Here is a 26,144-nt window from a genome sequence, read left to right on the forward strand (position 1 = left end):
ACCGTGAAGCCACGCTCGATCACCTGCTTCACCGCCTCTGCCCGGAACTCATCCGTGTACTGCTTGCTGTTGCCCATAAACACCTCGGTCATTGCCATCAATTATGGCAACCGGATGTCTACGAAAGGCTGGCCGGTCCATTGGCCGGTCTTGAGCAATTGAAATGATCCGTGAGGAAACGGTAAGTGCGCGAAGGCTTTGCCCCCTATCACTATGGGGACAACCCAGGACTGATTACTGTGGATTACCACTCATCGAATCTATCCCTGCTCATAGGGTAGTGTTACGCGGGTGAAAAATTACTTTCACTGGTTCGTGGAACTGAAGACAGATGGCGAGAGTTACTCACTTCAGCAACTTAGCCAGATCTTCGACGATATTGGCCTGAGGGGAGGCCTACTGACTCGCGTCAGTGAAGCATCCGCGCACTGCCGCTGGCAGCACCGGCAAACAGATACGCGAACACGGCATCGCCCTTGCTCACCACCTCGTCTTCGGAATAGCCCATGTCGGCCATTCCGCTGGCCCACAGGTGGTTCTCGATCTCGTGGCGCAACTGCGCCTGCTTGGCAGCCATGTCGCGCAGGTGACCCATCAGCAGATTGCGCTCCTCCAGCCTGGCCAGCAGCTCGACGGCCGCCCTCTTGACCGCCTCGCGATCCTTCCGGCCGAGTGACTTCTTCCGCAGCAGGTCGAACACAGCAAGCTGTTGTTCGGTCTCCAGGCCTTCCCGCTGAAAGCGCCTGGCTTCCTCGTCCATCTCGTCATGGGTGGCGAACAGTTCCCCCATCACTTTCTGGATCTCGGCCTCATCCTTGTCGGCGTTGTACTCGGCCACGATGCGCTGGAACTTTTCGTACAGGTCGACCCGTGTCGGGTTCTCCTCCAGCATGGCCTTGAGTCGCTCGTCGATCTTCTCCATGAGGTTCAGCGCGACCAGGTTCTTCTGCTTGATGTTCTGGAACTCAACCCGCAAACGATCGAAGTCGATGGTGCTCAGATCGAACTGTGCAGGTGCCTTACCGGCCCTCTGCTCCAGGCCGATCCCGAGATCCACCACGTCGTAGAAGCCCTGTAGCAACCCGGTGATGTCCGGCGACGTACGTGCTGCCTGCAGCTTGTTGTAGATGGCATTGAGGGCGCTCTCCTGGGCGTCATAGGCGAACAGGCCCGGATTCGGGAACAGACCCCTGTACTTGGCGGCAACGTCCTCCACGATCACCATGAACGTCTTTCGTCGCTCATTGCTGGCCGCGAGCAAGTCGCACGCCTCCAGGATCTTCTCGCCCTTGTCCATGCCCTGGGCATCGATCACGTCCTGCAGCTCGAACCCGAGGTCGGCCAGGAACTCGGTCGCGTGCCGAATGCTCTCCGCATACTCGGCAATGCCCTGGCTGTCGTCCTCCAAATAGCCTGAATCCTCGCCTTCTCCTACTTCGACCCTGCCGTCACGGTCGCCCTGGGCGAAGGTCGCCAACGCCTTGCGCAGGCTCTTGATCATGCCGTTGTAGTCGATGATCAGGCCGTTCGCCTTGCCCCCGCCGACGCGATTGACCCGGGCAATCGCCTGCATCAGCGTGTGGCCCTGCATCGGCTTGTCCAGGTACAGGGTGGCCAGTGACTTGACGTCGAAGCCGGTCAGCCACATCGCGCAGACGACGGCGACCCGGAACGGGTTCTCGGCCTTCTTGAAGTCCTTCTCGAGGTTGCGTGAGGTCATCTTTGCCCGGTGGGGCGCGATTTCGAGCGGCTCACCTCGATGGTTGGTCCATTTCCTGAACTCCTCCACCTCGCCCTGCTCGCTGGAGACCACCACGCAGAACTCGGTTTCGCGCATCCATTCCAGGCGTTCACGCTTTTGCTGCATGATTTTCGGGAAGGGGCGATCAGGGAACTTGGCGGTATAAGCCAACTCGTCGGCAACCAGCTCCTTCTCCAGCACGTCGCCCAGTACCTTCCACTTGTCAGCGATCAGGTCGTACATCTTCACGCAGGTGATCTTGTCTATGCAGACCATCAGCGCCTTGCTGTTGCCGCCGGCCACGGCATTGCGGCGCTGCGAGTAGTGCTTGACGAAATCCTCCGCCACCGCGTCAAGGCGCGTGGGCGAGGTGAAGATGGAGTACTCCTTGGCCAAGGTCCGGTAGAGCTTATCCTCCTTCTCGTCCGTCCAAGGGTCTTCCGCCGTCGCTCCGAGCCTGGCTTCCTCGATATAGCGGGTGATCTTCTCGTTCAGATCGTCATCAACGATCTTCAGCTTCTCGCCGTGGTTCTCGTACTTCAGCGGCAGGGTCGCACCATCGGCGACCGCGCGCTGGAAGTCGTAAACGGAGACGTAGTCGCCAAACACCTCTCGGGTCAGCTGCTTCTCCGCCGCCTCGATCAGTGGCGTACCGGTGAAGCCGAGGAACTTGGCATTGGGCAGTCCTTTGCGCATGTTCAGGGCCAGGCGCCCGTACTGGCTGCGGTGCGCCTCGTCGCTGATTACGATGATGTCGTCGCGCTCCGAATAGGGCTCGGTCACGCGCTCCCGGTACTTCTGGATCAGGGTGAAGACGTAGCTGCGATTGCTGTCCCGGAGCATTGCCCTCAGGCTGGCGCCGGTCTGGGCCTGGTCATGCTTCGCGTTGGCACGCCCGCAGTGGGTGTAGGTGCCGGCAATCTGGTCGTCCAGCTCGGTGCGGTCGGTGACGACCACAAAGGTATAAGCCGCTGACACCCTGCGCCTGATCTTCTCGGTCAGGAACACGATGGAGTATGACTTGCCTGAGCCCTGCGTATGCCAGAACACGCCGAGCTGACCTTTCGCCAGTTCGGCTTTTGCCTTCTCATCGTCCGACTGCAGGCGAGCGATGACGCGATTCACCCCCAGGTACTGGTGGTTGCGGGCAACAATCTTGCTGGCGCTGCCTTCGCTGGTATCGAACAGGACGAAATTCTCGACGATATCCAGCAGCCGCGCCTTGTCCATCATGCCGCGCAGCAGGATCGGGAGCTGCATCGTGGTCTTGGCCGGTTCTGGGTCGTTCTCATCCAGCCGCTTCCATTGGTAATGATGCTCCGGCGTGGCCGTGATACTGGCGTACTTGGCGACATGACCGTTGGAGAAGACCACGAACTGGTTCCAGTGGAACAGCTGCTCGATGGTGCCTTCGATCGCGGCCTGCTTGCCGGATTCATCGGTGCCGCGATAGTCGCGGTAGTTCTTCTTGTAGGCGTCGTTGTAGTCCACATCGAAGCGCTTGAGTTCGACGAACACCAGCGGCAAGCCATTGACGTAACCCACCAGGTCGGCACGGCGCAGGTAGTTCTTCGAGCCGCGCACCCAGAGCTCGCGCACAGCCTTGAAAGTGTTGTTGTCCAGCCCGCTCTCGCTAAAGTCCACAAGCCGCAGGCGGCGCTCCACGGCGCGTCCGGCCCGGTCCTTGAACCAGACCAGCGCGCCGTTGCGCAACAGCTCGTGCTTGTCCTGGTTGATCGCGACCAAAGTCTTGGCATGGTCGTGTGCGGTCGCCTGATCGATGGCCTGCTGGTAAGCCTCCTCCGGCAGGCCGGGATTCAGGCGTTCCAACGCTGCCCGCAGGTCCGGCTTGAGCACTGCCTCGGTAAAGCTGCTGCGCCCGGTGAGATGCGGCCTGTCCTCGGTTTCAGCCTGGGCATGGATCGATGTCCAGCCGAGATCGTCCAGAATCGCAGCAGCGTGCTTCTGGATCATCCCGTCTTCGCTGTAATCCCCCCTTGCGTTCATCCCCTCACCCCTCGCTGAAATCGAAGCCGCACTGGCGGTGATGGCGCAGCGTCAGCAGATGGATGCAATCCTGATGGATGACATACAGCGCCAGGTAGTCTCCCAGGATGTACTCGCGCAGCTCGATGTCATCGCCCAGCAGCTCACGCACGGCCGCCCAGGCAGCGAGCACCTCGGACGTTTCGGGGTTGCGGACGATGAACTCGCGTCCGATACGCGGTGCCTGCGCCAGACGTTTGGGAAGGGCCTCGTAGGCCTGGTCCAGCAGCGCCTGCGCCGCGGCATCCGCGCCAACGTCCAGCAGATGCGCGACAGCCTCGTCCAATCTGAGCTCGTAAGCCGCGCCCAGGAAGACCCCCATGCGTCAGGTGCCCGCCTTACGAGTGGCGATCGCCGCGTCCAGCCGGGCCTGCGAGCGCGCCCTGGCCTCCTCCACCGGAATGCCCGGCTCACCCGCACGGAGGTCCTGCAAGCCGATGGCAACGTCATTCAACAGGCCAAGCTGGGAGTTGGTCCGGGCGAGCTTTTCGCGTTCGAGCCGGTGGTAATAGTCCAACTTGCGGGCATCCACCAGCGCCACGTAGCTCTCGCCGTTGCGAGTGATGATCTTTTCGTGACCCGCGCGCACTTCATCAGCCAACCGGGTCAGGTCGGCGCGGACCTTGTTGAAGGGCACGATGTCCTGTGAGGTGATGGGCATGGCTAGCTCCGACACTATTCGGATGAATACCTTAATGTATTCATTGATGTTTGGCAAGTTCACCTATTGTGGCTACGCAGCCTTCAGGTCCGGGAGCGGGATGCCGGAGACGTCCAGCTGTCCGCTCATCAGTTTGGGGAGCAGGGCGTCACGAGCCTTGGCCAACGTCTTGACTTGATTGGTCAGTTGCTCCACCTGAGTAAACGAATCCGCCACCATCGCGGCGAACTGTTCGAGCACATTCTGGGGCGGCAGCAGCACCTCAAATTGCGAGAACGAGCCGGTGTTCACGCGTTGTCGGCCGTCGGAGCCGGACATGCTGCGGATCGCATGCTCGCGAAAATTTTCCTCACGTGCCGTGCAATAAACCCACCACGGATTGGCCTTTGAGCTTCGCAACACGATGAATTCTGTCGATCCACTGGCAACCGCATCGTCGCTTTCCAGAAATTGGACGAACCCGGTCTTTCCATTCTCGATGCAAGGAGTGATACGCGCCAGCAACGTGTCACCGTTCCTGAACTTCGCTCCGCCACTGATGACTCGCCACGAGCGCTCCCCAACCACCATTAACCTTTCGGACAATGCGGCCATCTCGACAAATGGGCGTTCGACACCCTTCTCGAACGGTGTTCTCGGATTGATCTGTACAACATCGGAGAAAGCAGTTCTAGCCCATCCTTCCGGAACGCCATCCATCACATTGACGGTCTCATGGCCCGGAAAGCGCAGGTGCACGAACCATTCGCGATAAAGGCGACGGGCGGCTTCCTCCAGCAGGGCGATGCGGCGCTGGTTGGTGGCGATTAGGTCGTCGTACGCCGAAAGTACACTGCCAATCCGCACTTGCACCTCCAGCGTCGGCGCTTCCAACTGAAGCTCCCGGAGCACCTGCACATCTGCTCGCTGGCGTCCCGACGCACCAACCATGCTCTTAATCGCCACCCCGCGGAGCAAGTCCGTTTGCGAAAGATAGTACACGTATGCTGGCGTCGACTTTCCGGGAATCGCACGAAGAACAAAAAACTCGGTGGATCCGAACGCCCCATTTTCACCACGCTCGTCAATGAACTGAGAGATCTTCCCGTTCTCCAAGCACGGTGTAATTCTCGCGAATAGCGTGTCTCCATTGCAGAACTTTGCACCGCTTCCCGTGAACTTTCGCTCTTGTTCTGCGCTCACAAATCGCTTACCCGGCAGCAATACATCCATACCCACGAACGGGTACGTTTTGCCCTTCTCCATCTGCACCCTGGGATTGAACTCGATCCACTCCGACAGCATCGTCACGCCAACAGCTCCTTGAAGTTGGCGCTAATGGTCGCCGCAAGCTCGGACGCCCTCTCATTCAACTCCGCCAGCTCGTCATGGATAGTCCGCATCCGGTCGACGAACCCCTCCTCGTCATCCTCGATGATCGGCGCGACGCCGACATAGCGCCCCGGCGTGAGCGACCAATCGTTCTGCTTGATGCGCTCACGGGTGACGGCCGCGCACAGGCCCGGAACGTCCACGAATACACCGTCAGGAAAGCGTGACAGCAGCCAGTGCGCTTGCGCGATGAAGTAGCTGGTCCGTTTCAGCGCCTCCAACGCCAGATCGCGCACCGTAGCCTCTTCTCTCCGATTCTGGTCGGCGGCTAGCAAGGCGCGCCTGGCGTCGCGGATGGCCTTGGCATCGAACGCGTCGCTCTTGCGCGCGCGCAGCTCCTTCTCAGCCTTGTCCAACAGCCTCAGCCATTGTTTGTGCCGAGTCTCAAGCTGCCGAGCCGTGGACTTCAAATGAGGCGCAAGGTCCTCCAGCACGGCCTGCGCGGCCTTCACACTGGCAAGCTTTTCTGACCTGGCCTTTGCAATCGCCTTGCATGCGATCGTCACCGCCGCTTCAAGGTCTGCGACGGCTTGCCCGATGTCCTTGCCGCCCTCCCGAGCCGCGTCAAGTTCTTCCCTGAAGGTCTCCAGCGTCGCTTCATCGATCCGGGCCTCGTCATCCACACCGTCGTTAAGTTCGGTCAGCGTCGCGTCCTTAGCAAACACAGTAAGGTGGCGCGCCAGCGATTCGATTGCCGCCGTGTCAGCCTTCAGGCGCTCTGGCAGCACCTTCAGCCATCCATCTGCATGCTGCTGATAGCGGGCTACCAGGGCGGCAAATCTGTCCCCTTGTCCGCGATAAAGCCACACCACGGCGTTGAGGTTGGCGAGCTGCTCCTCACTGAACACATGCGATCGCGCCGACACCACCGTGTACACATTGCGCGCATCGAGCATCAGCACCGTATCCTTGCGCGACTCCGGCTTGCCCTTGTCGAAGAACCACAGCGTGCAAGGCAGAGTGCGGGTATAGAAGAACTTGTTGCCGATGGCGACCATTACATCCACGTGGCCGGTGTTGACCAGCTTCTCGCGGATCTCTTTGTCCTTGTTCCCGGCGTCCGAGGCGCTGGAAGCCATCACAAACCCGGCACGGCCCGTCGGATTCAAGTACGCGTAGAAGTACTGGATCCAGAGGCTGTTGGCGTTGGAGATCGCCCCGGTCTTGGCAGCCAAACCTGGCAGGCCGAATGGCAAGCGGCCATCGGGCGCAACCTGGCCTTCGACCCTCTTGGTCTCCACCCCATCCACGTTGAACGGAGGGTTGGCCATCACGAAGTCACACTCGCCAATCAGTGGTTCGATCTGGTCGTAAAAGGTGTTGCCCTGGCGGATATTGCTGGCATCCAGGCCGTGAACCGCAAGGTTCATGCGGGCCAGCTTGGTATTGGTATCGCTCTTTTCCTGCCCATGGAAGACCACGCCGGCATCCAGCGGATCCTGTCCATGGCTCTCAATGAAGTGGCCGGACTGCACGAACATGCCCGCTGATCCGCAAGCTGGGTCCAGCACCAGGCCATGGTCGGGCTCGATGACATTGACGATCATCCGCACCAGGGATGGCGGGGTAAAGAACTCGCCGCCCTCCTGGGCCCCGGTCATGGCGAACTTGTTGAGGAAGTACTCGTAGATGCGCCCGAACACGTCGCCAGTGGCGTTGCGGATCGCCTCCCCGTCGAAGATCTTGATGAGGCGTGCCAACAGGTCCGGCTCGAACGCGGCGTAGCCGCGCGGCAGTGCTCCCTGCAGGACTTCATGCTCGGCTTCGATGCTGTCCATGGCTGCATCGATCGCCTCGCCTACGTTGGCACCGGTCGGCAGGCTGGCGATGTGCTCGAAGCGCGCGGCTTCCGGCAGGTAGATGGCGGCCTTGCCCTGGAAGCCCAGCTTGATGAGCGCCTCCCGCCGCGACGCGGGAACCTTGGGGTCGATCCCGGCGGCGATGTCCGGCAGGTAGGCGTTGAAACGGTTGCTGGCGTGTCTCAGGAAGATCAACCCCAGCACCGGCATCGAGTATTCGCTGGCAGTGAGCTTGGAGTTGGCGCGGAGGTCGTCTGCTGATTGCCACAGGTCGCCTTCGAGTCGCTGGATGTTCATGCGGTGTTCTGATCCTTGTGCGTCTGCTGCAGTTCTGCGAGAAGTTCAGTCCAGAAGTCCTCGGCGATCTCGGCTTGCTCTGCTTGTAAACCCTCGATCTGCCTCTGCAGTTCGTTTTCTCTCTCCAGAATATCGACCGCCGCATCGGCCAGGGACGCGTTCAGTGCAAATACCTTGAGCTTTCGTAGCGTGCTGATGGACATCATCGGAATGGTTGCGCCGGTCTTGATGCCTTCCAACACCTGTTGGCCCATCTTCGATCGCAGCCACAAGCCCAAGCCACGTAGGTCCACTTCAGGCCTCTCCCCCCTCAGGACCACAAACGATTGCCCTGCGATCCAGCCGCCCTCTCCCGGTGGCGGCACGTTGTCCGGCACGATGCCGACCTTGCCCGCGGTGCCTTTCACGACCAAAAGCAGATCACGCGGCCGCAGGAAGATGTCCATTGGATTGCCGGAACGCTTGGTCGCCAAGCGCACTCTCACGCTCTTTTCAGGAGTGTGGATGTAGCCGGTGCTGGGCAGATCGGCGGCCCCAACTTCGAGAACCTCGACTCCTTCTGCCACATCCACTCCGCGATCCCTGTTGGAGACCGGAATGAGGATGCGGACCACATCCTCCAGTGTTGCGGTTGGCAGGGTTTCCAGGCGCGCTTGCGCTTCGCGCTGCTGTTTTGGAATCACGTAACGACCGACATCCAGCGTGGCATCGTTGGCGAAAATTTCATCCGCGCCGACCATTTCCGCATACGAGCCCGCCTCTTGGCGTTGAGCGGGTGCCTTGGTGTCAGCTTCGCCCCTCAGGCTCAGGCAGAAGTCCCGAATGAAGTCGGTGTTCTGCAGCACCACCCGCCCCTTCCCCACCGGCGCATGGAAATGCGGCAGCGATGCATCCACGAACCCAACGCGGCGATGGCATGCCAGCGTGTTCAGCACAAGCATGGATGTCCCCAGCCCACTGGACTGGAAAACTCCATTGGGCATCGCGATGACTGCTTCGACCCAGCCCTGCTTCAACAGGTAATCGCGAACATCCCGATCCTTGCCCGAACTGAACAGAAAACTGTTCGGAACAACAATCACGGCGATCCCGTCCGTCTGGGCTGCCATGTGCTGCACCATCAGGCCCATCGTGCTCGCCTTGGCCGCAGGGAAACGGCTGTAGATGTCTTGCATCACCACGTCATCGACGCCGCTCGTCATTCCTATCGGGGGAATCGACAAGGTTGCATCGAACCTTTCCAGGTGTCCCCCATGGACTGCTGCGGGCGCGCGCAGCGGATCGCTTGACGCAACTGTTGTAGGCGCATCACGAAACAGGGCCAGCAATGCAGCAATCTGCGATCCCGCGTGTACTTCAGCGTGGACGCGCAGGCTGGAATGATCCATCAGCACACCGACAAGCCGGCCACTATTTTCCCAGGGCAAGTATGCCGACTGCGTGGATTCATCGATCGCCAGGTCCTTCATCAGACGTGCCAGCTCAACCGGCACATCGAAACCCTCGAAGGCGTCACCAAGGAGGTCCCCGGCAACATCGACCGACGCGAACCTCTCGAACACGCCACCGTCGACCAGGTACTTCACAGTTCTAAGCGCGGCGAAGACCGCATCATTTGCCTGCTCGACGTATCGAGTGGCGTTGAAGAACGCCACGCCCAGCGCGCCGGGCTGCCAGAACAGCTTTTTGAGTACGCTCAGCAGCCCATCGACGCCTCCCTGGGCCAGAGCGGTATCAAGCGTGACATCGGCAGCAAGCCTGCCCTTAGCCGACAGATGCGCCCAGGTGAGCAACTGGAACGCCAGCAGCCTGGATTCATCGGGGCGGAGAGAGGTGCTGCGGAAGTGTTCCTGCACCTGTAACAGGACCTGCCCGGCATTGTCCTTGGCCATGATCAGTGCCCCCTGCCCGTGTAGTTGTACGTGGTGATCTGGGCGTCGCCTTCGGCAACGACCACCAGTCCCCCCTTGTCCATGATCTTCATGAGAGTGCGGAGCGCTTCGCGGAGCTGCTCCGACTTCTTGCGACTCAGGACGACCTTGTCGCCCTCATTCTCGCCGTACCCCAGCACCAGATCGATCATCGCCTGATTGATGCCCCGCTGGCCCATCCGCTGCTGAAAATGCCTTGTCTTGTGCATTGCAGTGCCCTCCGCTGTTGAGCGTAGATTGCACCGCGAGTAGAAGTAGGTCAATTGCAATTCTGCAGTAATTTCCTACTGCCATACTTTTGTTTAGTTTTTGTTCATCTTTTCGGGCGTAGTCAACAACGACGCAATCACCTTATCCCATTGAAACAAAAAGAAAAAAGCTGGGCTGAGGCCACCTACTCCTACTTCCAGCCCCCCGGAGACAGCCCCGTTCCAACTGCCGCTGCAGGCATGAACCCCGTCGACGGCGGCGCCAGGACTTCACACTCGCCTTTGGGCGCCGGCAGTTTCCGGATGACTCGAGCGGACTCCAGCCGGTCGATGAAGTCGTTGACGGGAGAGTAGAAGTTCGGGATCCGGTCGTTCTCCTCATCGGTGAACACCCAGTAGGCCAGTCGCCGCTTGCGAAATCCCGCGCGCTGGGCCTCGGCCCGATTGGCGTACTGGGCGACGAAGAGCCTGTACAGCTCCCGCTCGGGATGGAAGCTGCGGCGGACCCAGGCGGCGACGTCCCTCTGGTTGAACCGGTCACCCGGTCGCCGCTGTGCCACGAAATGACAGTGGGCCAGGAGCTGCCAAAGCGCCGGATCCACGCCGAAGATCCAGGCATCCTCGTGGGCGCGGAGACAGGCAGACCGAACCGCCGGGGAAACGGAGTCCAGGAGCTCACTGACCCGGCCTTCTGCACTGATCCGGTACTCGCGTAGAAGCCCGTCGACTCGCTCAGGCGATGTCAGCTCCATCAGCTGCCCCAGATCCGCGGCGTGTTGTGCACGCTTCTGTCGGCGCACGTAGGACCTCCGACCCTCCTTGTCCCTGGCCTGGCTCGCCTCGCGCTCCTGGCGAGCCTTGGCGGCCTTGACCATCTGATTCCGCAGCTCAGCGATCTCCCGGTTTCTTGCCGCAACCTGCTCCTCCAGCTCCAGCTTGTAGGCCTCCCACTCCGCGACTGCCTCGGGGCACGAGATCCAGCTGCGGTTGGCAGCGTCATCGAGCACCGCATGCTCGAAGGCCGCCAGATCATGGGGGATGTCCCGGTGCAGCTGGGAAAGGTCGATCTCGACCATCCTCCGGCCCTGGGCTTGGACTCGCTCCGCCTTGATGTCGCCCACGGCATGGGTCACACGAACCTCAATCAGGAGCTCGCCGACTTCATCCCTGCCAACGACGTCGGGCGTATAGGTGCCGAACGATCGCTCGATCTCAATGTCGCGCAGCTCCATGCTGCAGGCCGGTCGGTCAACCTGACGCCCCCAATGGAGGTGCCCATCCTCGTCCCGGGCACGCGGCGGGTTTGGCATGTCGATGGGGTCGCCGGTCCAAGCCGGGACCACCAGCCGCTGGTGATCGGCGATCAGCTGCTTGGCCCGCTCATGGATCCCGGTTTCGCGACCGGTCTGGCAGCCGGTGTCGGTCAGGTGGGCGAAATGGGGGCGCTTGCGCCTGCTCTCCTGGGCCTTTGCGACCAGGGGCGCATGGCACGCCGGGCAGACGCAGCCGCACGCCTTGCCCTTTGGCACCTCGCTCGGTGCCCAGATCCGGCCGTCTTTCAGCCCGAACGGGACTCGAAACCCGCCGCGCCGCGCCTGCGGGTTGCCGGACGGATTGCGGAGTGAGAACGGCTCTGGGATGGTATCCATGGTGCTTTCCTTGATCGGAGGGAAAGCAAAAATTCGCGGCAAACCATGGACGAAAACAGCTCCAAACCCGCCCAAACGGGTAATCCAGAGGTCAAATCCCTCCAATTGGCGCTTGATTGGCTGGATCGGGAGGGGGGCCAGCAGCGCAATGCTCGAGTGCTTCGGGAGGTCGTGGACACGACCCTGACCGCTGTTTCGCGCGGTGAACCGCCTCCTGACACGGACACCACGACCCTTCGGGCGCTCTTTCAGGAGCTGGAAGGGGCTGGGGATACCTCCTTGAAGGCGTTCCGGGCGACCGAGCTGGAGAATTGGTGGGGATCACGCCAGGAACAGATCCGCCAGAGGTGCGCTCAGGAAGGCTGCTCCCTGACGCCACACCTCGTGGTCAAGAAAGGCGGGGGCCGCGGGCTGCCCTCCAGGCTGTCCTTCGAATTTCACCGGACCATTGAGGCGGAGCCTGAGGAGGACAGCGCCTCATCACAGATCGATTCGACCCTGGTTCGCTACCAGATGGATCCCGTCAAGCCAGCCCTGTGGCTGAGGCTGACGGTGGGCAGCAGGCCGTTCCCCGTGCAGTCATGGCGCGGCTACGTGCTCATCGGCAGCGTCGTCCTGAACATGGCCCTGATTGGGCTCGTCTGGTGGTGGCTGTACGCCTCATGGGCAAAGGGCCAGCCAGTGACCACCGCCGCGCCAGCCCAGCTCGGTCTCGCGATGCTGATTACTGGGTGGCTGTGGTGGGTGTCGCTGCCGGTGTTCCGCCTGCCGACGCAGCGAGTCACGATGGCGGGGCCGTCCTATCTGGCGATGAGCGAGCTCTACGGACAGCTTCGCACCATGCCGGTGCCGGGGCGGAAGCTGAGATCCCGTGAGTTTGCTGTCGTTCGCCACTGGGGCACGTGTCCGATCTGCTCGGCCGAGGTCGACCTGGACTCCGGGCGGGCGGCGTTTCCGGACCGGCTGGTTGGTCGCTGCCATGATGCGCCGCTGGAGCACGTGTTTTCATTCGACCCGGTGCGCCTGGTGGGGAGGCCTCTGGTAGCAGCAACGCAAGACTAAGCTGAGATGCGATCCGGTGACTGCGCAGACTCACGGGGCTGATCACTCAAACCAGCCAACCGTCGACAATCAGCAGGTCGACGTTGATCAGCAACCCCCGGAAGGAGGCTTTCGGCCAGAAGCGGACATTCAAGACGCGGGTCAAGGGTTCACGTGTGTAGTGACTAGCGCCGGTACCAATGATGTTTGACGAGACATGGCCTTCGTGAGATGACATTATTGCGAAGATTGCGATGCTTCAAGATGCAATCCACAGCTTCTCAAGGCTGCTTTCAGGGAAGGGGGGCTTCATCAGTTCGGTTCGATCCATTGACCTACGTCTAATTGACGACCTCGTCGACTTCGTCCGGGGCCCAGGCTTCGTGTTGGATTTTTCCGACAGAAGTTTCTCGGACTTCTTCGCCTCCGAACTCAAGGTCAACATCGACGATCCGAAGCACGCGGTCAATGGCGGCTCGAAGGGTAAGCGCCTCCGCCATTTCCTTCAGACCTGCGATGATGAGACCGCCGTTCGCACTCTAGAAGCGCTCTGGGAGCATCGCAGCGAGTATCTGACCCGCTCCGGCGGCGCCGACCCCGTCACTAATGCCCAGGCCCGCTATCAAGGCCTGATCAGCCGCTTAACGGGCGACTCCAAACCGTCGCGGCCTTCAAAAAGCCCCCAGTCTCTTACCGTCGACCGCGCGGCCATTACCAAGATCAAAGCGGACTTACTGCAGGTATCGGTCTTGGCGCCGCATGCGCGCGGTTATGCGTTTGAGGGCTTCCTCAAAGGGTTGTTCGACGCCTTCGGACTCGCTGCCCAAGAGCCGTTCCGACTGCGCGGCGAACAGATCGACGGCAGCTTTCAACTCGCGAGCGAGATCTATTTGCTCGAAGCAAAATGGTGTGGCCCGCCGATCGGCGTCGCCGAACTGCACACCTTTCACGGCAAGATCGAGCAGAAAGCGGCCTGGACCCGTGGCCTCTTCGTCAGCAACAGCGGCTTCACCGAAGACGGCCTCGCCGCCTTTGGACGCGGCAAACGGGTCATCTGCATGGACGGCCTCGACCTCTACGAGATGCTCAACCGTGAAATCCCGCTCACTCAAGTCCTCGAACGCAAAGTCCGCCGCGCCGCAGAAACCGGCGCACCGTTCATACGCGTACGCGACCTTTTTTCGTACTAATTAGGAGCGAGGATGGCCCAGTTTCATCATTGGTGCATTTCGGTCGATACGATGGTGGGGATCCACCATCGGCGTGTGATGACCGGGCAGGCCCCTAGCCTAGGGGTCGGCATCGAGGCGACGGCAGCTATCGTGCCCTCGCACTACGCCTCAGAAGAGCAATTGGCACGCGCATTCGTGCGGCTCGGCAAGCCCGCGACCGCGGCCCTGATCGAAGGCAAACTGCCGACCACGAAGCAGATTCGGTCCGGCGACCTCGGCGAGATCTACGCGACGGAATGGATCGATGCTCACAGCGGTGGCTACAGGGCGCCGATCAAACGCCTGCGTTGGAAAGACCATCGCAATATGGCGATGCGTGGCGACGACGTGATTGGCATCCTGCAGGACCCTCAGTCTCAACGTCTTCGCTTCCTGAAAACGGAAGCAAAGAGTCGCGCCTCATTGACGGCACAAGTCCTGACCGAAGCCCGCGCCGGGCTGGACAAAGATGGAGGACTGCCCTCGGCGCACGCACTGCAGTTTGTTTCCGCGCGCCTCCTAGAGCTCGGCAATCTGCAGTTAGCCGATGCAATCGACGATGCGCTGCTCAAGCATGGCATCCCGCTGCAGAGTGTCCAGCATCTGCTTTTCACATTCTCAGGCAATGCCCCGGACGCACTGCTAGCCGCCTCCTTGCAGACATATGCCGGGCCTATCAATCAATGGATGATCGGACTTCGCGTGGAAGGGCATGGCGCCTTTATCGGCGCTGTTTACGATCGAGTGATCGCCGATGCCAACAACCCCTGAGGCCATCGCCGCAGATATCGCCGAGGCGACGGCCGCCGGCTTTCGGAACCGACTGCTCGCTCGCGGGCAGGCCCGCGCGATCATCTGGCGTGATGGCACCCTTCCGCCCGACGCGCCGGACTTCGCACCGCAGCTTAGCTACGACCTGCACAGCTATGCCTATGCCCTGCTCGGCCTCGGCCTGCGCCTTCGTGAGGTCGGCAGCGATCACACTCAGGCTCGCGCGGCATTCGAACAGGCTGCCACGGCTCTTGAAGCGGTGATGGCAAAAGGCAACCGCCAGGAGACCGATCGCGATTTCCACTTCGTTATGGCTGCGGCCGCCTATCATCTTGCGCACCTGTCCGCACGCGCCTATTCACTGCTCGCAATCGTCGAGGCAGATGAGAATTTCTCACCGATCGAGCGGGCGCTGGCTCAGTTGATGCGAAGGAATTTCAGTGCCTTACGCAGCAGCACTCTCGACTACCGGGTCTCCGGCCAAGGCAGCGATGCCCGGATCGCCACTGAGATACAGGCCCACCTCGACCAAGCGGAGGGCGCTGCCGTGCAGCCCGACGCCGGTGGTGACGACTTCCTTTTCGAAAGTCTGGATGCCGCGCTCACTGATGCCTTCATGGCCGCCATGTCTCTTTATTTTCTCGCGCTCGAACGCGGTGAGCGAGTGCTCGTCGATCAGGCGTTGGAGCGGCTTCGCGTAAGCCTGACGATCTGCAGCGAGATGAACATGTTGCCCCAATGGTGGGCGCATCGCGTTGCGATCCACCTGCTTTCGGACCTCTGGACGAACACGTTCCACGAAAGGGTCCCGATTCAGTCCGCTGGTGGAGTTGCGGCCGACTGGCCGCGTCTGCGCGAGCTATTCATCGCGTTGCTTCAACGTCGGGCGAAGGCGGAGATCGACTTATGGCCCTCACAGACCGAGGCGGCCGCACGCGCTGTCGACCAATCAGACGACCTCGTCGTGTCGCTGCCGACAAGCGCCGGCAAGACCCGCATCGCCGAGCTATGCATCCTGCGCTGCCTAGCCGGAGGCAAGAGGGTCGTGTTTGTCACGCCGCTGCGCGCCCTGTCGGCGCAGACCGAAACCACGCTCCAACGGACCTTCGGGCCCCTCGGCAAGACCATCTCGGCCCTCTATGGCAGCATCGGCATTAGCGGCTTCGACGAGGACGCGATTCGCGAGCGCGACATCGTCGTCGCGACGCCAGAGAAGCTCGACTTCGCGCTCCGTAACGATCCTTCGCTGCTCGATGATGTCGGCCTGCTGGTGTTCGACGAAGGGCACATGATCGGCCTCAACGAGCGCGAAGTTCGCTACGAGGTGCAGATTCAGCGGCTTCTGCGTCGTGCTGATGCTCAAGAGCGCCGAATCGTCTGCCTCTCGGCCATCCTGCCCGATGGCGACCAGCTCGATGACTTCGCCGGCTGGCTCCGCCGTGATCATCCGGGAGGACTGATCAAGAATGACTGGCGGCCGACCCGGCTACGGTTCGGCGAGGTTGTTTGGACGTCGCCAACCGCGCGACTCAACCTCCACGTCGGCGACGAGAGGCCCTGGGTCCAGCGTTTCCTTACCGGCGCTGCCCCGCCCAACTGGATTCCACCAAAGCGTCGCCGCGCTCGGCTCTTTCCCGACGACCAGCGCGAACTCTGCCTTGCGACCGCTTGGCGGCTTGTTGACGACGGTCAGACCGTCCTCGTTTTCTGCCCCGAGCGGCGCAGCGTCGAGCCGTTCGCCGACGTCATCGTCGATCTGCATGAGCGCGGCGCCCTGCGCACGCTGCTCGAGGCCGATCCTAACGTGCTAAACACCGCGATCGCGCTGGGCGAGGAATGGCTAGGCGCCGGCAGCGCCATCCTCAAATGCCTGCGTCTCGGCGTCGCTCTTCACCATGGCGCCCTGCCGACGGCCTATCGCAAGGAGGTAGAGCGCCTGCTGCGCGAGAACGTCCTCAAGGTCACCATATCCTCGCCTACCCTGGCCCAAGGTCTCAATCTGTCGGCGACCGCCGTCATTATGTATTCGCTCCACCGCGCCGGCGAGCGGATCGAGATCAGCGAGTTCAAGAACGTCATCGGGCGCGCCGGACGCGCCTATGTCGACGTCGAGGGCATCGTCCTCTTCCCAATGTTCGACGACATCCCCAAGAAGCGGCGGAACTGGGAAGCGCTCATCACCGACCTTGGTGCGCGCGATATGGAAAGCGGTCTCGTTCAGTTGGTCGCGGTGCTGCTGACGCGGATGCATGCGCGCATCGGCGGAGACATCAATCAGCTCGTTGACTATGTTGTCAACAGCGCCGCTGCCTGGACCTTTCCCGAGATCCGCAATGAGGAGCCGGAAGACCGGAATCGCGCCCTGGCTGATTGGGAGCGGCACGTTGCGACACTCGATACAGCCATTCTCAGTCTCATTGGGGAAAACGACATTCCCAATGAAGGGATCGAGGCTGCCTTGGACGACATCCTCCAATCTTCTCTGTGGCAGCGACGTCTGGAGCGTCTGGATACTCAATTCCAGCAGTTGTTAAAGGCAGGTCTTTCCTCCCGTAGCCGGCTGATCTGGAATCAGTCGACGGCCGTTCAACGCCGTGGCTATTTTCTGGCAGGCGTCGGTCTGACGACGGGTCATGCCCTCGATGCCATAGCCTCCGAAGTCAACCTACTTCTCATCCAAGCCAATGGCGCGATCCTTGAGGGTGACGCTGAAGTCGCAATCACCTCTATCACCGTTCTCGCTGAGCGTGTATTCACATTCTATCCCTTCATACCCGACCCGCTGCCGGCGAACTGGCGCGACATCTTGCGTGCTTGGCTGATGGGGCAGCCTCTGGCCGCGCTGGGCGGAGATCAGCCATCGGAAGTGCTTCAGTTTGTTGAAGGAGCCCTTGTTTACCGGCTGCCCTGGGCAATGGAAGCAATTAGGGTCCGCGCCAGCGCAAATGGCGATGAGGTAGGCGCACATGGACTGAGCCTAGAAGACCATGAACTTGGCCTTGCGGTCCCGGCAGTCGTGACCGGCACGCTCAACCGCTCTGCATCAATCCTAATCCAGGCCGGCTTCAATTCGCGGCTGGCTGCAATCAAAGCAGTCGCTGATACCGGGGCGACCTTCACCACGGGCAAGGAGCTGCGGCAATGGCTGAATGCAGAAGTGCTCACCGCTTGGAACGCTCAGGCCGACTGGCCAACTAGAGAAACGAGACCGATTTGGACGGAGTTCTTACAGAACTTAACGCCGAGCGAGAAGCTCACATGGGTCGATAGGCACTATCGGGCTAGCATCACGTGGTTGGCTGCGCCCCCGCCGCCCGGCACCGTTGTCCAGATTCACCATTGGGCAGGTCGGTCGTGGGTACTTTCGCCAGACGGTACTCCGCTAGGTACAGTTCAGAACGCACTCAATTCCCATCGAAGGGGCCTGCTACGCACACAGGTGGCGCAAGATGTCAGCAAGATCGACCTCGTTTATCTTGGTCCCGACGATCTGGCGGGCGCATAACCGCCAAGTCTCCGGCACCTTGGGCCGCTGTGAAATGCTTGGCCGACCGTCCGCTTCGGGTCGAAAGCCGTCTCATCGGACCTGAGCATCGTTGTTCGATCTGTTGGTCTTGTGGCCTGAATGCGCGCGAACGAAAAAAGTAGGTTACCGATGGCAGCCCGCCAGCCCCTATTGGCTGGCGGGTGAATTGACTGGCAAGCACCCACCGGGTCTGGCCTATGACCATCACACCCATCCACGCTCAGCCAAGGCCGTCGTCTGGTGACCGCCCACAACAATGTGGTCGAGCAGTCGCACATCCACCAAGGAGAGCACCTGTTTGAGTTGCGCCGTGACAGCTCGATCCGCTGCGGAAGGTTCAACCGATCCAGAAGGGTGGTTGTGCCCAATGATGATCGCGGCGCAGTTCGTCCGGATTGCGTGTCGAACAACCTCCCTGGGGTGTACTTCAGCACCGTCGATCGTTCCTTGGAACAGCTCTGCGTACTCAATGAGGCGGTGACGGCTGTCGAGGAACGCTGCGGCGAACACCTCCCGCTGGAGTCCCGACAACTTGTCCCGAAAGAACTCCTTTGCCTTCTTCGGATCGGTGAAAGACGCCCCTCGCCTCATCCGCTGCCCGACCACGGCTCGTGCCGCTTCCACGATCTCGTCACCGCTGGCGACCTTGTATCTGCGTGACTTGCTCCTCACGTAGAGCGACAGGTGCTCTGGCGTGTCTTTGTCCATTGCTTCCTCATCTATAAGATGGCCCTACAGGACCGGAAACGACGAAGGGGCGCACGGGCGCCCCTTCGATCGCTGTTCGTGTTTGCCCGGTCAGCCGCCAGGAGACGCCTGGTGTCCGGGTGAGTACTTCGTCCCCGTCGCGGTGTACATCCACACCAGGAACCTGCCAAAGCCGTACAACGCGAAGCCGTAGACGACCACTGCGCCAATCACCCTCGTCATCGCACCCTCCTTCGCTTGGCGTCATGCGGTGCCGGCACGGGCGACCTTCTTCTGAAGGCGCTCGTGCAAGCTGACGGTGTCGCTGGTTTGCGCTGGGGCGCCGGAACCCGGCTCCTGGCTATCCGGATAGAACTCCTCCACCACGGCCGGGACATCCTCTGCCAGGTCCTCAAACGCGCCATTGGCAAACCCACGGCGAGCGGCCTCGTCCAGGGCTTCCTGATCGAACCCCGCGTCCCTGCGGCTCTGGTCGACCTCCCGCGCCTGGGTAATGGCCTGTTCCAGCGTCAGCCCCGAGCGGACGACCAGGTCGACGTAGTAGATCGCTGAGCGGAAGCTCATCGTCGTCGACTTGCCCCGTAGCTTGAGCTCCAAGGGCATGCAGGCGAGTCTTCCGCCCGACACGGCGTGGAAGTACTGCAGCCGGGCCGCGAGCGTGCGGATGGTGTTGTAGGACGTGGTGCGCAGCACGAAGCTGCCCAGCTCGTCCTCCTCCCCCACTCGTACGTTGAGTCGGGCATAGGCCTTGCATTCGCCCATGGCGAACGCGCAGGCGTCCGGACCCGGACAGGACTCCTGGGTGACGCCCTCCTTGGCCATCCGGCGGCTGGTCTCTCCATTGCCCACGCACACCGGCCTGCCCGTACTCCGGTCGAACAGGGAGTAGTCCGCCCTCAGGTTCAACGCCGGGTCGTCGAACAGCAGCTGGACCGGGACCGATCGAAGCTTGCCGCCGGCATCCTTGCGTAGGGCCTCGTCGAGCGGGTGCAGGATCCACCCTTCCCTGTTCTGCACCTGACTGGTCAGAGTGAACTGGTCATCCTTCTCCGGCAGGCGCTTGCCGTTGCGCTCGACCACACGGCCGATCGAGATCCGCCCAACCACGGGCGGCGTGATTGCCAGGCCTTTCAGCATGGTCATGCTCCTTCTGGTGAGTGGGTGACGATCCGGAAGCGACGGCTCCCGGGCCTGGTGACGGTGAACTCGGCCACGAGCTCGGGGTGCGCCTCGACCAGCTTCTTGGTGTCGACGCTGGAGCTGTCCTTGGATCGGCGGAAAGTGATCTCACCGGTCGGGAACACTGCCTTCGAGGCTTCCCCCATCGCCTCCTGCAGCCGCTGGCGAAGGCACTCGGCCTGCTTGGCCTTCTCATCGATCTCGTCCCTGAGCGAGACAAGGCCCCTGAAGGCTTCCGAGAGCGCCCCGTCCTCGCTGAAGTCCACCGTGGTGTCGTTGCCCCGGTACAGGCTCCTGAGCGCCTTGGCGGCCGATTCACTGCCGTCGGCCGGCGGTGGAACGTCCTGGGTGACGTACTCCCAGAACCGGGCTTCCAGAACGACCAGGCGGGAGATGATCTCCTCATCCCGCTCGACCCGGTGGATCTCCAGCTTCTGGCCGCACAGCAGTACCGCCACGTCCGCGGCATCCTTGCCCGTGACCGCCAGCTGGTGCTGGACCTGGAGCTGGACGTATTCGGGCACGCCATCGCGCCACAGACGCGCTCCAAACTCCCCGGCCGTCTTGCACTCAAGGATCTGGACGTCCGGGTTGCCCACGACCTCGCGGTCGATGTTGGCCAGCATGTAGCTGTAGGTGGGGTGCTGCAGGACGGCGTTGAGCCGGCGGACCTTGATGCCCGTCCGCTGCGTGTAGGCCGAGGCCACGTAGGGCTCCAGCAAGGTGCCCCAGTACATGGGCGAGTCCTGACCCGGTTCCTCGTCCTGGACGGCCCGGCCGGTCTTCTCCATCCATAGCTCCAGCTGGCTCTTGTAGGGGCAAAGGCCGACTGCCGCGGCGGCGTCCGAGCTGCCGATTCCCTGCTTACGGACCTCCAACCACTCCTCACGCGCCATCTCCCGCGTGTCGATCAGGCGCAATGCCGGTGATCTGCTCATTACGGTTTCTCCAAAGAAAAAGGCCCGGCGCTCCTTTCGGAGGCCGGGCCTATGGGTTGCTGTTGAAACGGCTTGACGAGTGCTGGCTTCTAGGCCGGCGAGACCTTCATTGCGGTGGCAACGATGCGATCCAGGATGGCGGGGGCAAGATCAACGGACCCTCCGGCCAGCAGGTGCCGGCCGAAGTCCCGACCGAAGGGTTCCGCTACCTCGTAGCACCACAGGCCCGGAAACACCTCGCTGCAGGCCTGCCACGTCCGTCCCAGCAGCTCGGCCTGGTCGATGCACGCCCGGATGTAGCCCCACTCCCCCTCGAACGGCATGTCCGAGTAGGGAGTGCAGCTCTTGTCCAGGGCGTGCTTGGCGTCGATGGCGATGTAGGCCACGTCGAGACGATCGACCGCCATCGCTCAGGCCACCAGTTTCAGCGCTTCATCCCACGCGCGCTGCTTGATCTGGGCGCCCGCACCGAACCAGGCCGCTTCCCTGCGGTGATCGTCACTGCGGGCCCGCCGATGGTGGTCGACGAACTCGGTGACGCTGCTCAGCACGCCCCAAGCCGTTCCTTTGGCGCTCGCCAGCTCGGACCCCTTGCCTGCGCCGTCGTACAGGGCGCGAGCGGTCTTGAACGCCTGCTCATTGACCGCTACGCCCTCCCCGTCCGGGTTCGGATAGGTCAGGACCCGACGAAGCAGGCCATCGACCGAGTCCGGATCCACCGGGCAGTCGACCAGCGCCTTCATGCGGGCGACGAACGAGTCCCAGGTGGAGACGGTGATCCCGAGCTGGCGCTTCACCAGGTCCGGATTGAACTGGCTGCGGTGGGGCACCTTCACGGCCCCGGCGTTGCTGCCCAGGGCGATCGACAGGGTGTTGTTGCAGACCACTCGGACCGAGGTGAACTGGGCGGTCGTGGCCAGGGTACCGTCGCAGGCCGTGGCCAGCAGCAGGTAGCCGTCCACGCGGTCCCTTCGCTTCAGGACGGTGCTCTGCCCGGTCTTGGCCAGCGCCCAGAACTTGCGCCCCTCGCGGAGCACGCCGGCCGACTCCAGCTCGAAGCCGCCGACTTCGGTCAGGTCGCGGTAGAACTCCAGGATCTCACCCGGCTGGACCACCTTGTACCGCTTGGACACGACCGACAAAGGCGCTTGCGTGTCGGACCGGTACAGGACTTTCTGCTCCGGGAAGGCGTTGATGGCACCGATCCCGTTCTTGCCAACCACGTAGCGGACCTCCGACTCTTCGATCGACCAGTCCATGCCGGCCTCCCGCTTCCAAACATCGATCGGCTGTTGCGGCGCCAGCTTGTGACCGAGGCCGTGCCACGGCCGCTCGCCGGCATAGGCCATTGTTTCAACCAGGTGCATCGTCTCTTCTCCTTAATCTCGGGCATAAACGCACAAGGCCCGGCGATTGCCGGGCCTTGTGGTGTGTCACGGGTTGGATCACGGGAACTTCGGGTGTTTACTGCGGACGCAGCTGGCAACGCTCACCAGAGCTGTTGCGACTACCACAAGGATGCAGTAGATCGCCTCCGACCTGTCACTCATAGGGAATCCATGATGAAGGCGCACAAGGAGCGCTGTGCCCTTGCGCAAAGCCAGACCCTACTGGCTTCAACGAGGTGATATGTGGATGAGATTCTTTTGAATCCAAGCACTAGCACGGGGCGTAGCATTTGGCGAAGCAAATTCGAAGGTGGTGGCCATCTCGCCGCTCATAATGCCTGCCGCCGGACGAGGTAAGCCGGCCTTCATAGGCATCGGTTGGCTCGATAACCGTGGTTAGAGAGCCTGTGGCGTTTCCCTTTTGTTTGTCTGTGGCAGCAGCCACGGTTCATCACCTCCCTCTCATAGCCGCAGCTTGGTGTAGACGGCCTCGACCATGCAGTCGTCGCCATCCTCAAAACGCAGCCGTCCGAAGCCGGACTGCGAAATCGTCAGGTAAGCCTCCTCGCCAAGCGCGAGGGACAGGCAGCTCGAAGTCTTGATGTAGGAGTTCGTTCCGAAAACCTCATACCAGTCATCGTCCTCGCGACTCACCGTCACGACGTACTTGCCCGGCTTCTGCTTCGAGACACCAAATACGGCTTTCACGTCGCACTTGTCCTTGCTGTCGAAGAAGATGACCTCGCCGCCATAGCCGGAGGTCTTGAAGATCGCCTCCTCCGAGTAGGCATAGACGTAGCAGTAGCGCGTCTGGATGATAATGTCCTTGCCGTCGATCTTGTAGACATTGCTGCCCTTGCGGGTCAGGTTCACCTCGTAGTTCTCGGCCAGAGCGGGTGTGGCCTGAAGGCACATCAGTGCAGCAAGTGTCGTCAGAAGCGTCTTTTTCATCGCCATCGTCTACTGAGATTGAGAACTCGACAGGCGGCTCTTCACGAGGTCGAGCTTGGCCTTGTGTGCGAGCGGCCTGTTGAAAACACGGTTCTGGATTTGATCGGACACCTTGCTGATGGCGATGTACGCCATGCTCAGTCCTGATTCGCGCTCGGATGCCTTTTTCTCAACGAAGTCGTAGGGGAAGTTGTCGCAGAACTTGTGGAAGCCGGAGAACTGAGCGACATCTTTCGTGAACCGGAAGCCGTCCGGGGTGAGGCGTGAGCGCCGGGGATGGTAGAGATCGACGAACAGAATGAACCACTCGGCTCCGTTGAATGACACGGCCTCGAACACGTCCACTGTGCCCATGGCACCGAGTCGATGAAAGAGGATGCGCTGACCAGATTGGGTTTCGAGCCTGGACAGATACGCCAGTTGGCCAATGGGCCCGTTGACCGGGATCGGATTCGTCTCGATGAAACCAAACGAACCCGTGCCGTTCGGGTCTTTGTCGTAGGCAGGAGCGGACTCCAGCATCGCCCTCATCGCCGGATGAACGAGTTCCAATTGAAACGCCTCATCGTCGAGGATGCGGTGGATGTGCGCCATTGCCTCACGCAGCGCTTTGTCTTCCTTGTTGCCTCCGAATAGATTGGAAAGAAATCCCATAACGCTGCTCCATTGAATTTTTGGGCTAAATCACTGCAACACATCACTCAGTCGGCGCATGCCCGGCTTCTTGAAGGCCATGCGTATGGCTTGCTCCAGAATGTGGGTGTTCGCTCCATGAATGTAGGAAATACCGGTGTTGACCTTCTTGTCGTCCTTGGCTCCGATGCAGAACGAGCCGTCGGCGCTCCACACATGGACTTGGCCCCATGAGCAGCGCACCTTCTCGTTCGAGCCGAGGAACTTGCGCTTCACCAGCGTGATGCCGTCGTCGTGCAGGAGCGCATCGCCGAAGTACAGATCACGTCCAGCCTTCAAGGCTTCGAGCATCTCGGTGAGCAGGCGCACGCAGACTGCCCGCCAGAGCTTGTCGATGAACGTGTTGTAGATATCCTGCTTTTTCAGCTCCACGACCGCTTCGGAATTCCGGTTTCCAAATGCAATCGTGTAGGTCGTCCCCGTGGGTACACCGTTGACGGAATGGTTGACGCCGCCCCAGCGAACGCGCGTGATCGTGTCGAGCGGGAAATTCTGGCCTTTCCACGAGGCACCTTGGGGCGAGATGCTCAAGGTGTCCTTGAACATGACGCCAATCTCAGCGCGGTAGGTGATTTCGCGCTCCCACTCGCCCTGACGCGCTGCGGCCTGCTTGCGCTGCTGGAAGATGTCTGCGAGCGCGTCCGCGTCTTCCTCGGCGCGATCCGAAATCTCCGGCACTTCGGAAAAAAGTTCCTGAATCAGTCCGGTCAGCCGCTGCGACTGGGCGAGCATGTCATGCTCGTTGAACAGGTCGATGGCGAGGCTACGAATCTTGTAGGCCAAGTCGCGGCTTGCCTCGTGGTCGATGCCGCGCGCCTTCGAACTCAACTGGATGGGCTGCGCGATCTTGTCCCAATTGCGCGCAACGGCATCGAGCTTGTCCACATAGGGCTTGACGGCAGCCTCACCGGAACCCGCATGATCTCTGGCGGCCTTGATGAGTTTGTGGACGTTCTCGGCCTCTTTTTGCAGCACGCCTTGGGTTTCCACCTCGTAGCTGTCAACAAGATCATCAATCAGCCCCGGTGCATGATCCTCGCCGCCGGAGGTCACGCCATCCACGGTTTCGGTCATCACTTGGATGAGCGTCATCGGCGGCAGCCGGTCAAGCGCATCCTTGATGGCAGTCCGGTAATACCGCTTGCGCTCCGTCAGCTCGGCCTCGATTTGGTCGAGCGCACGCACTTCCGGAAAGCCCGATGCGGTTCGATCCTCATTGATGTCGCGCAGCACATCCTCTGGGTATAGTTCCTCCGCAAGGTACGCGGTCTCCATAATGAATTCGGCCAAGTCGTCTACATCGTGCTTGCCATCCACGGCTTCGAACGCAGCGGCCAGCAAATTCAGATGGGCGAGCGTCGGGAGGCTCGATTCCTCTCGGATCGCCATCGGATCGCTGATCAGGTTCTCGACCAACTGGGTGGCCTTGCGTGGCGAGACGCCGGGAAGCCACGCGATCTCTGCATTCAGGCGTGTGCGCGGGTTCGTCAGGTCGGAGCGTGCCTTCTGGCAAACGTCGTGATCCAGTTCCAGCGACTTTTCTTCAGCCAACTCGACGATGCGTCTGCGGTTGTCGCGGATCGTTACGCCCAAGACCGCAAACGCCGACTGATGTAGTGCAGTCGTGGTGAGGCGAGATTGCGGCTTGACTGGAATTGGCGGCGGAGCCGTCCTCTGGGCAGTAGGGGGAACGGGTGGCGGTCGCTGAGTCGTTGCCGAGCCTGGTGGTGCAGGCGCAGGCGCGGATGATGTTGTCGATTGAGCGCGAAGCATCGCAAGAAGCTGCGGGTCTTTCAGCGCCTCCAGAGCCTGAACAAGCGCCTCGCGGGGGACGGACAGTTTCTGGCCGTTGCGCAGTTCGTGGCTGTACTGCGCCAGTTGATCTTTGGACGACAGATGGTCGGACAGCGCCAGCGAGACGGCGTATTCGCTACTTGTTTGAGGCGCAGCACCACATTGCCGGCAGGCGACGAGTGCGCCGGATTTCGCGGAACCACATTTGAAGCAGATCGCCATTGCCATAACTTCGCTCGC

20 protein-coding genes are annotated in these 26,144 nt (G+C 61.4%); 4 read left to right on the forward strand and 16 right to left on the reverse strand.

Features of this window, described 5'->3' with window-relative positions; genetic code table 11:
* Positions 1–409: 409 nt before the first annotated feature.
* From AC5P5X_RS08505 to AC5P5X_RS08540, 8 genes are all read right to left on the reverse strand, one after another.
* A complete protein-coding gene (locus AC5P5X_RS08505) occupies positions 410–3,748 on the reverse strand; it encodes a type I restriction endonuclease subunit R (RefSeq protein WP_111188969.1) in 3,339 nt (1,112 codons plus the stop codon).
* Between the two features lie 4 nt (positions 3,749–3,752).
* On the reverse strand, positions 3,753–4,109 hold the full coding sequence (locus AC5P5X_RS08510) for a hypothetical protein (protein WP_099470524.1): 357 nt from the start codon (positions 4,107–4,109) through the stop codon (positions 3,753–3,755).
* Positions 4,110–4,112: 3 nt separating this feature from the next.
* Entirely contained in the window at positions 4,113–4,448 is a 336-nt protein-coding gene (locus AC5P5X_RS08515; protein WP_099470523.1) for a type II toxin-antitoxin system prevent-host-death family antitoxin, read from the reverse strand.
* A gap of 72 nt (positions 4,449–4,520) precedes the next feature.
* A complete protein-coding gene (locus AC5P5X_RS08520) occupies positions 4,521–5,732 on the reverse strand; it encodes a restriction endonuclease subunit S (RefSeq protein WP_258391081.1) in 1,212 nt (403 codons plus the stop codon).
* 2 nt (positions 5,733–5,734) lie between these two features.
* Positions 5,735–7,915 (reverse strand): type I restriction-modification system subunit M, encoded by a 2,181-nt coding sequence (locus AC5P5X_RS08525; protein WP_099470522.1) that lies wholly within the window; start codon positions 7,913–7,915, stop codon positions 5,735–5,737.
* Entirely contained in the window at positions 7,912–9,807 is a 1,896-nt protein-coding gene (locus AC5P5X_RS08530; protein WP_111188968.1) for an N-6 DNA methylase, read from the reverse strand. The genes AC5P5X_RS08525 and AC5P5X_RS08530 overlap by 4 nt, the downstream gene beginning before the upstream one ends.
* A 2-nt stretch (positions 9,808–9,809) precedes the next feature.
* Complete coding sequence (locus AC5P5X_RS08535; RefSeq protein ID WP_099470520.1) at positions 9,810–10,055, reverse strand: DUF4258 domain-containing protein; 246 nt, start codon at positions 10,053–10,055, stop codon at positions 9,810–9,812.
* A 191-nt stretch (positions 10,056–10,246) separates the two neighbouring features.
* On the reverse strand, positions 10,247–11,704 hold the full coding sequence (locus tag AC5P5X_RS08540) for a competence protein CoiA family protein (protein WP_099470519.1): 1,458 nt from the start codon (positions 11,702–11,704) through the stop codon (positions 10,247–10,249).
* Positions 11,705–11,749: 45 nt separating this feature from the next.
* Here AC5P5X_RS08540 and AC5P5X_RS08545 point away from each other — a divergent pair, with 45 nt between their 5' ends.
* The 4 genes from AC5P5X_RS08545 (at position 11,750) to AC5P5X_RS08560 (ending at position 18,232) form a co-directional block, all read left to right on the forward strand.
* Positions 11,750–12,766: a hypothetical protein gene (locus tag AC5P5X_RS08545; RefSeq protein WP_099470518.1), complete on the forward strand. Its 1,017-nt coding sequence runs from the start codon at positions 11,750–11,752 to the stop codon at positions 12,764–12,766.
* A gap of 362 nt (positions 12,767–13,128) precedes the next feature.
* Positions 13,129–13,935 (forward strand): restriction endonuclease, encoded by an 807-nt coding sequence (locus AC5P5X_RS08550; RefSeq protein ID WP_099470537.1) that lies wholly within the window; start codon positions 13,129–13,131, stop codon positions 13,933–13,935.
* Between the two features lie 12 nt (positions 13,936–13,947).
* Complete coding sequence (locus AC5P5X_RS08555; RefSeq protein WP_099470517.1) at positions 13,948–14,727, forward strand: Hachiman antiphage defense system protein HamA; 780 nt, start codon at positions 13,948–13,950, stop codon at positions 14,725–14,727.
* A complete protein-coding gene (locus tag AC5P5X_RS08560) occupies positions 14,711–18,232 on the forward strand; it encodes a DEAD/DEAH box helicase (RefSeq protein ID WP_111188967.1) in 3,522 nt (1,173 codons plus the stop codon). Before AC5P5X_RS08555 ends, AC5P5X_RS08560 begins: the two co-directional genes overlap by 17 nt.
* Before the next feature lie 225 nt (positions 18,233–18,457).
* Here AC5P5X_RS08560 and radC read toward each other — a convergent pair whose 3' ends face one another.
* The 8 genes from radC to AC5P5X_RS08600 all read right to left on the reverse strand — a co-directional run bounded on the left by radC (position 18,458) and on the right by AC5P5X_RS08600 (position 26,132).
* Entirely contained in the window at positions 18,458–18,961 is a 504-nt protein-coding gene (radC, locus tag AC5P5X_RS08565; protein ID WP_099470515.1) for a RadC family protein, read from the reverse strand.
* Between the two features lie 243 nt (positions 18,962–19,204).
* Positions 19,205–20,098, reverse strand: a complete 894-nt coding sequence (locus tag AC5P5X_RS08570) for a recombination directionality factor (protein WP_099470514.1) — start codon at positions 20,096–20,098, stop codon at positions 19,205–19,207.
* 2 nt (positions 20,099–20,100) lie between these two features.
* Entirely contained in the window at positions 20,101–21,078 is a 978-nt protein-coding gene (locus AC5P5X_RS08575; RefSeq protein WP_099470513.1) for a YqaJ viral recombinase family nuclease, read from the reverse strand.
* Between the two features lie 89 nt (positions 21,079–21,167).
* Entirely contained in the window at positions 21,168–21,485 is a 318-nt protein-coding gene (locus AC5P5X_RS08580) for a hypothetical protein (protein WP_099470512.1), read from the reverse strand.
* Positions 21,486–21,488: 3 nt separating this feature from the next.
* A complete protein-coding gene (locus AC5P5X_RS08585; RefSeq protein WP_099470511.1) occupies positions 21,489–22,445 on the reverse strand; it encodes a DUF932 domain-containing protein in 957 nt (318 codons plus the stop codon).
* Between the two features lie 483 nt (positions 22,446–22,928).
* Positions 22,929–23,417 carry a hypothetical protein gene (locus AC5P5X_RS08590; RefSeq protein WP_099470536.1) on the reverse strand — a complete coding sequence of 163 codons (489 nt, stop codon included), beginning with the start codon at positions 23,415–23,417 and terminating at the stop codon, positions 22,929–22,931.
* A gap of 9 nt (positions 23,418–23,426) precedes the next feature.
* Entirely contained in the window at positions 23,427–24,071 is a 645-nt protein-coding gene (locus tag AC5P5X_RS08595) for a hypothetical protein (protein ID WP_111188966.1), read from the reverse strand.
* A 30-nt stretch (positions 24,072–24,101) separates the two neighbouring features.
* Positions 24,102–26,132: a hypothetical protein gene (locus AC5P5X_RS08600; protein WP_181453842.1), complete on the reverse strand. Its 2,031-nt coding sequence runs from the start codon at positions 26,130–26,132 to the stop codon at positions 24,102–24,104.
* Positions 26,133–26,144 lie beyond the last annotated feature (12 nt).

Source organism: Stenotrophomonas sp. YJH_SMC_91 (genome assembly GCF_059368495.1).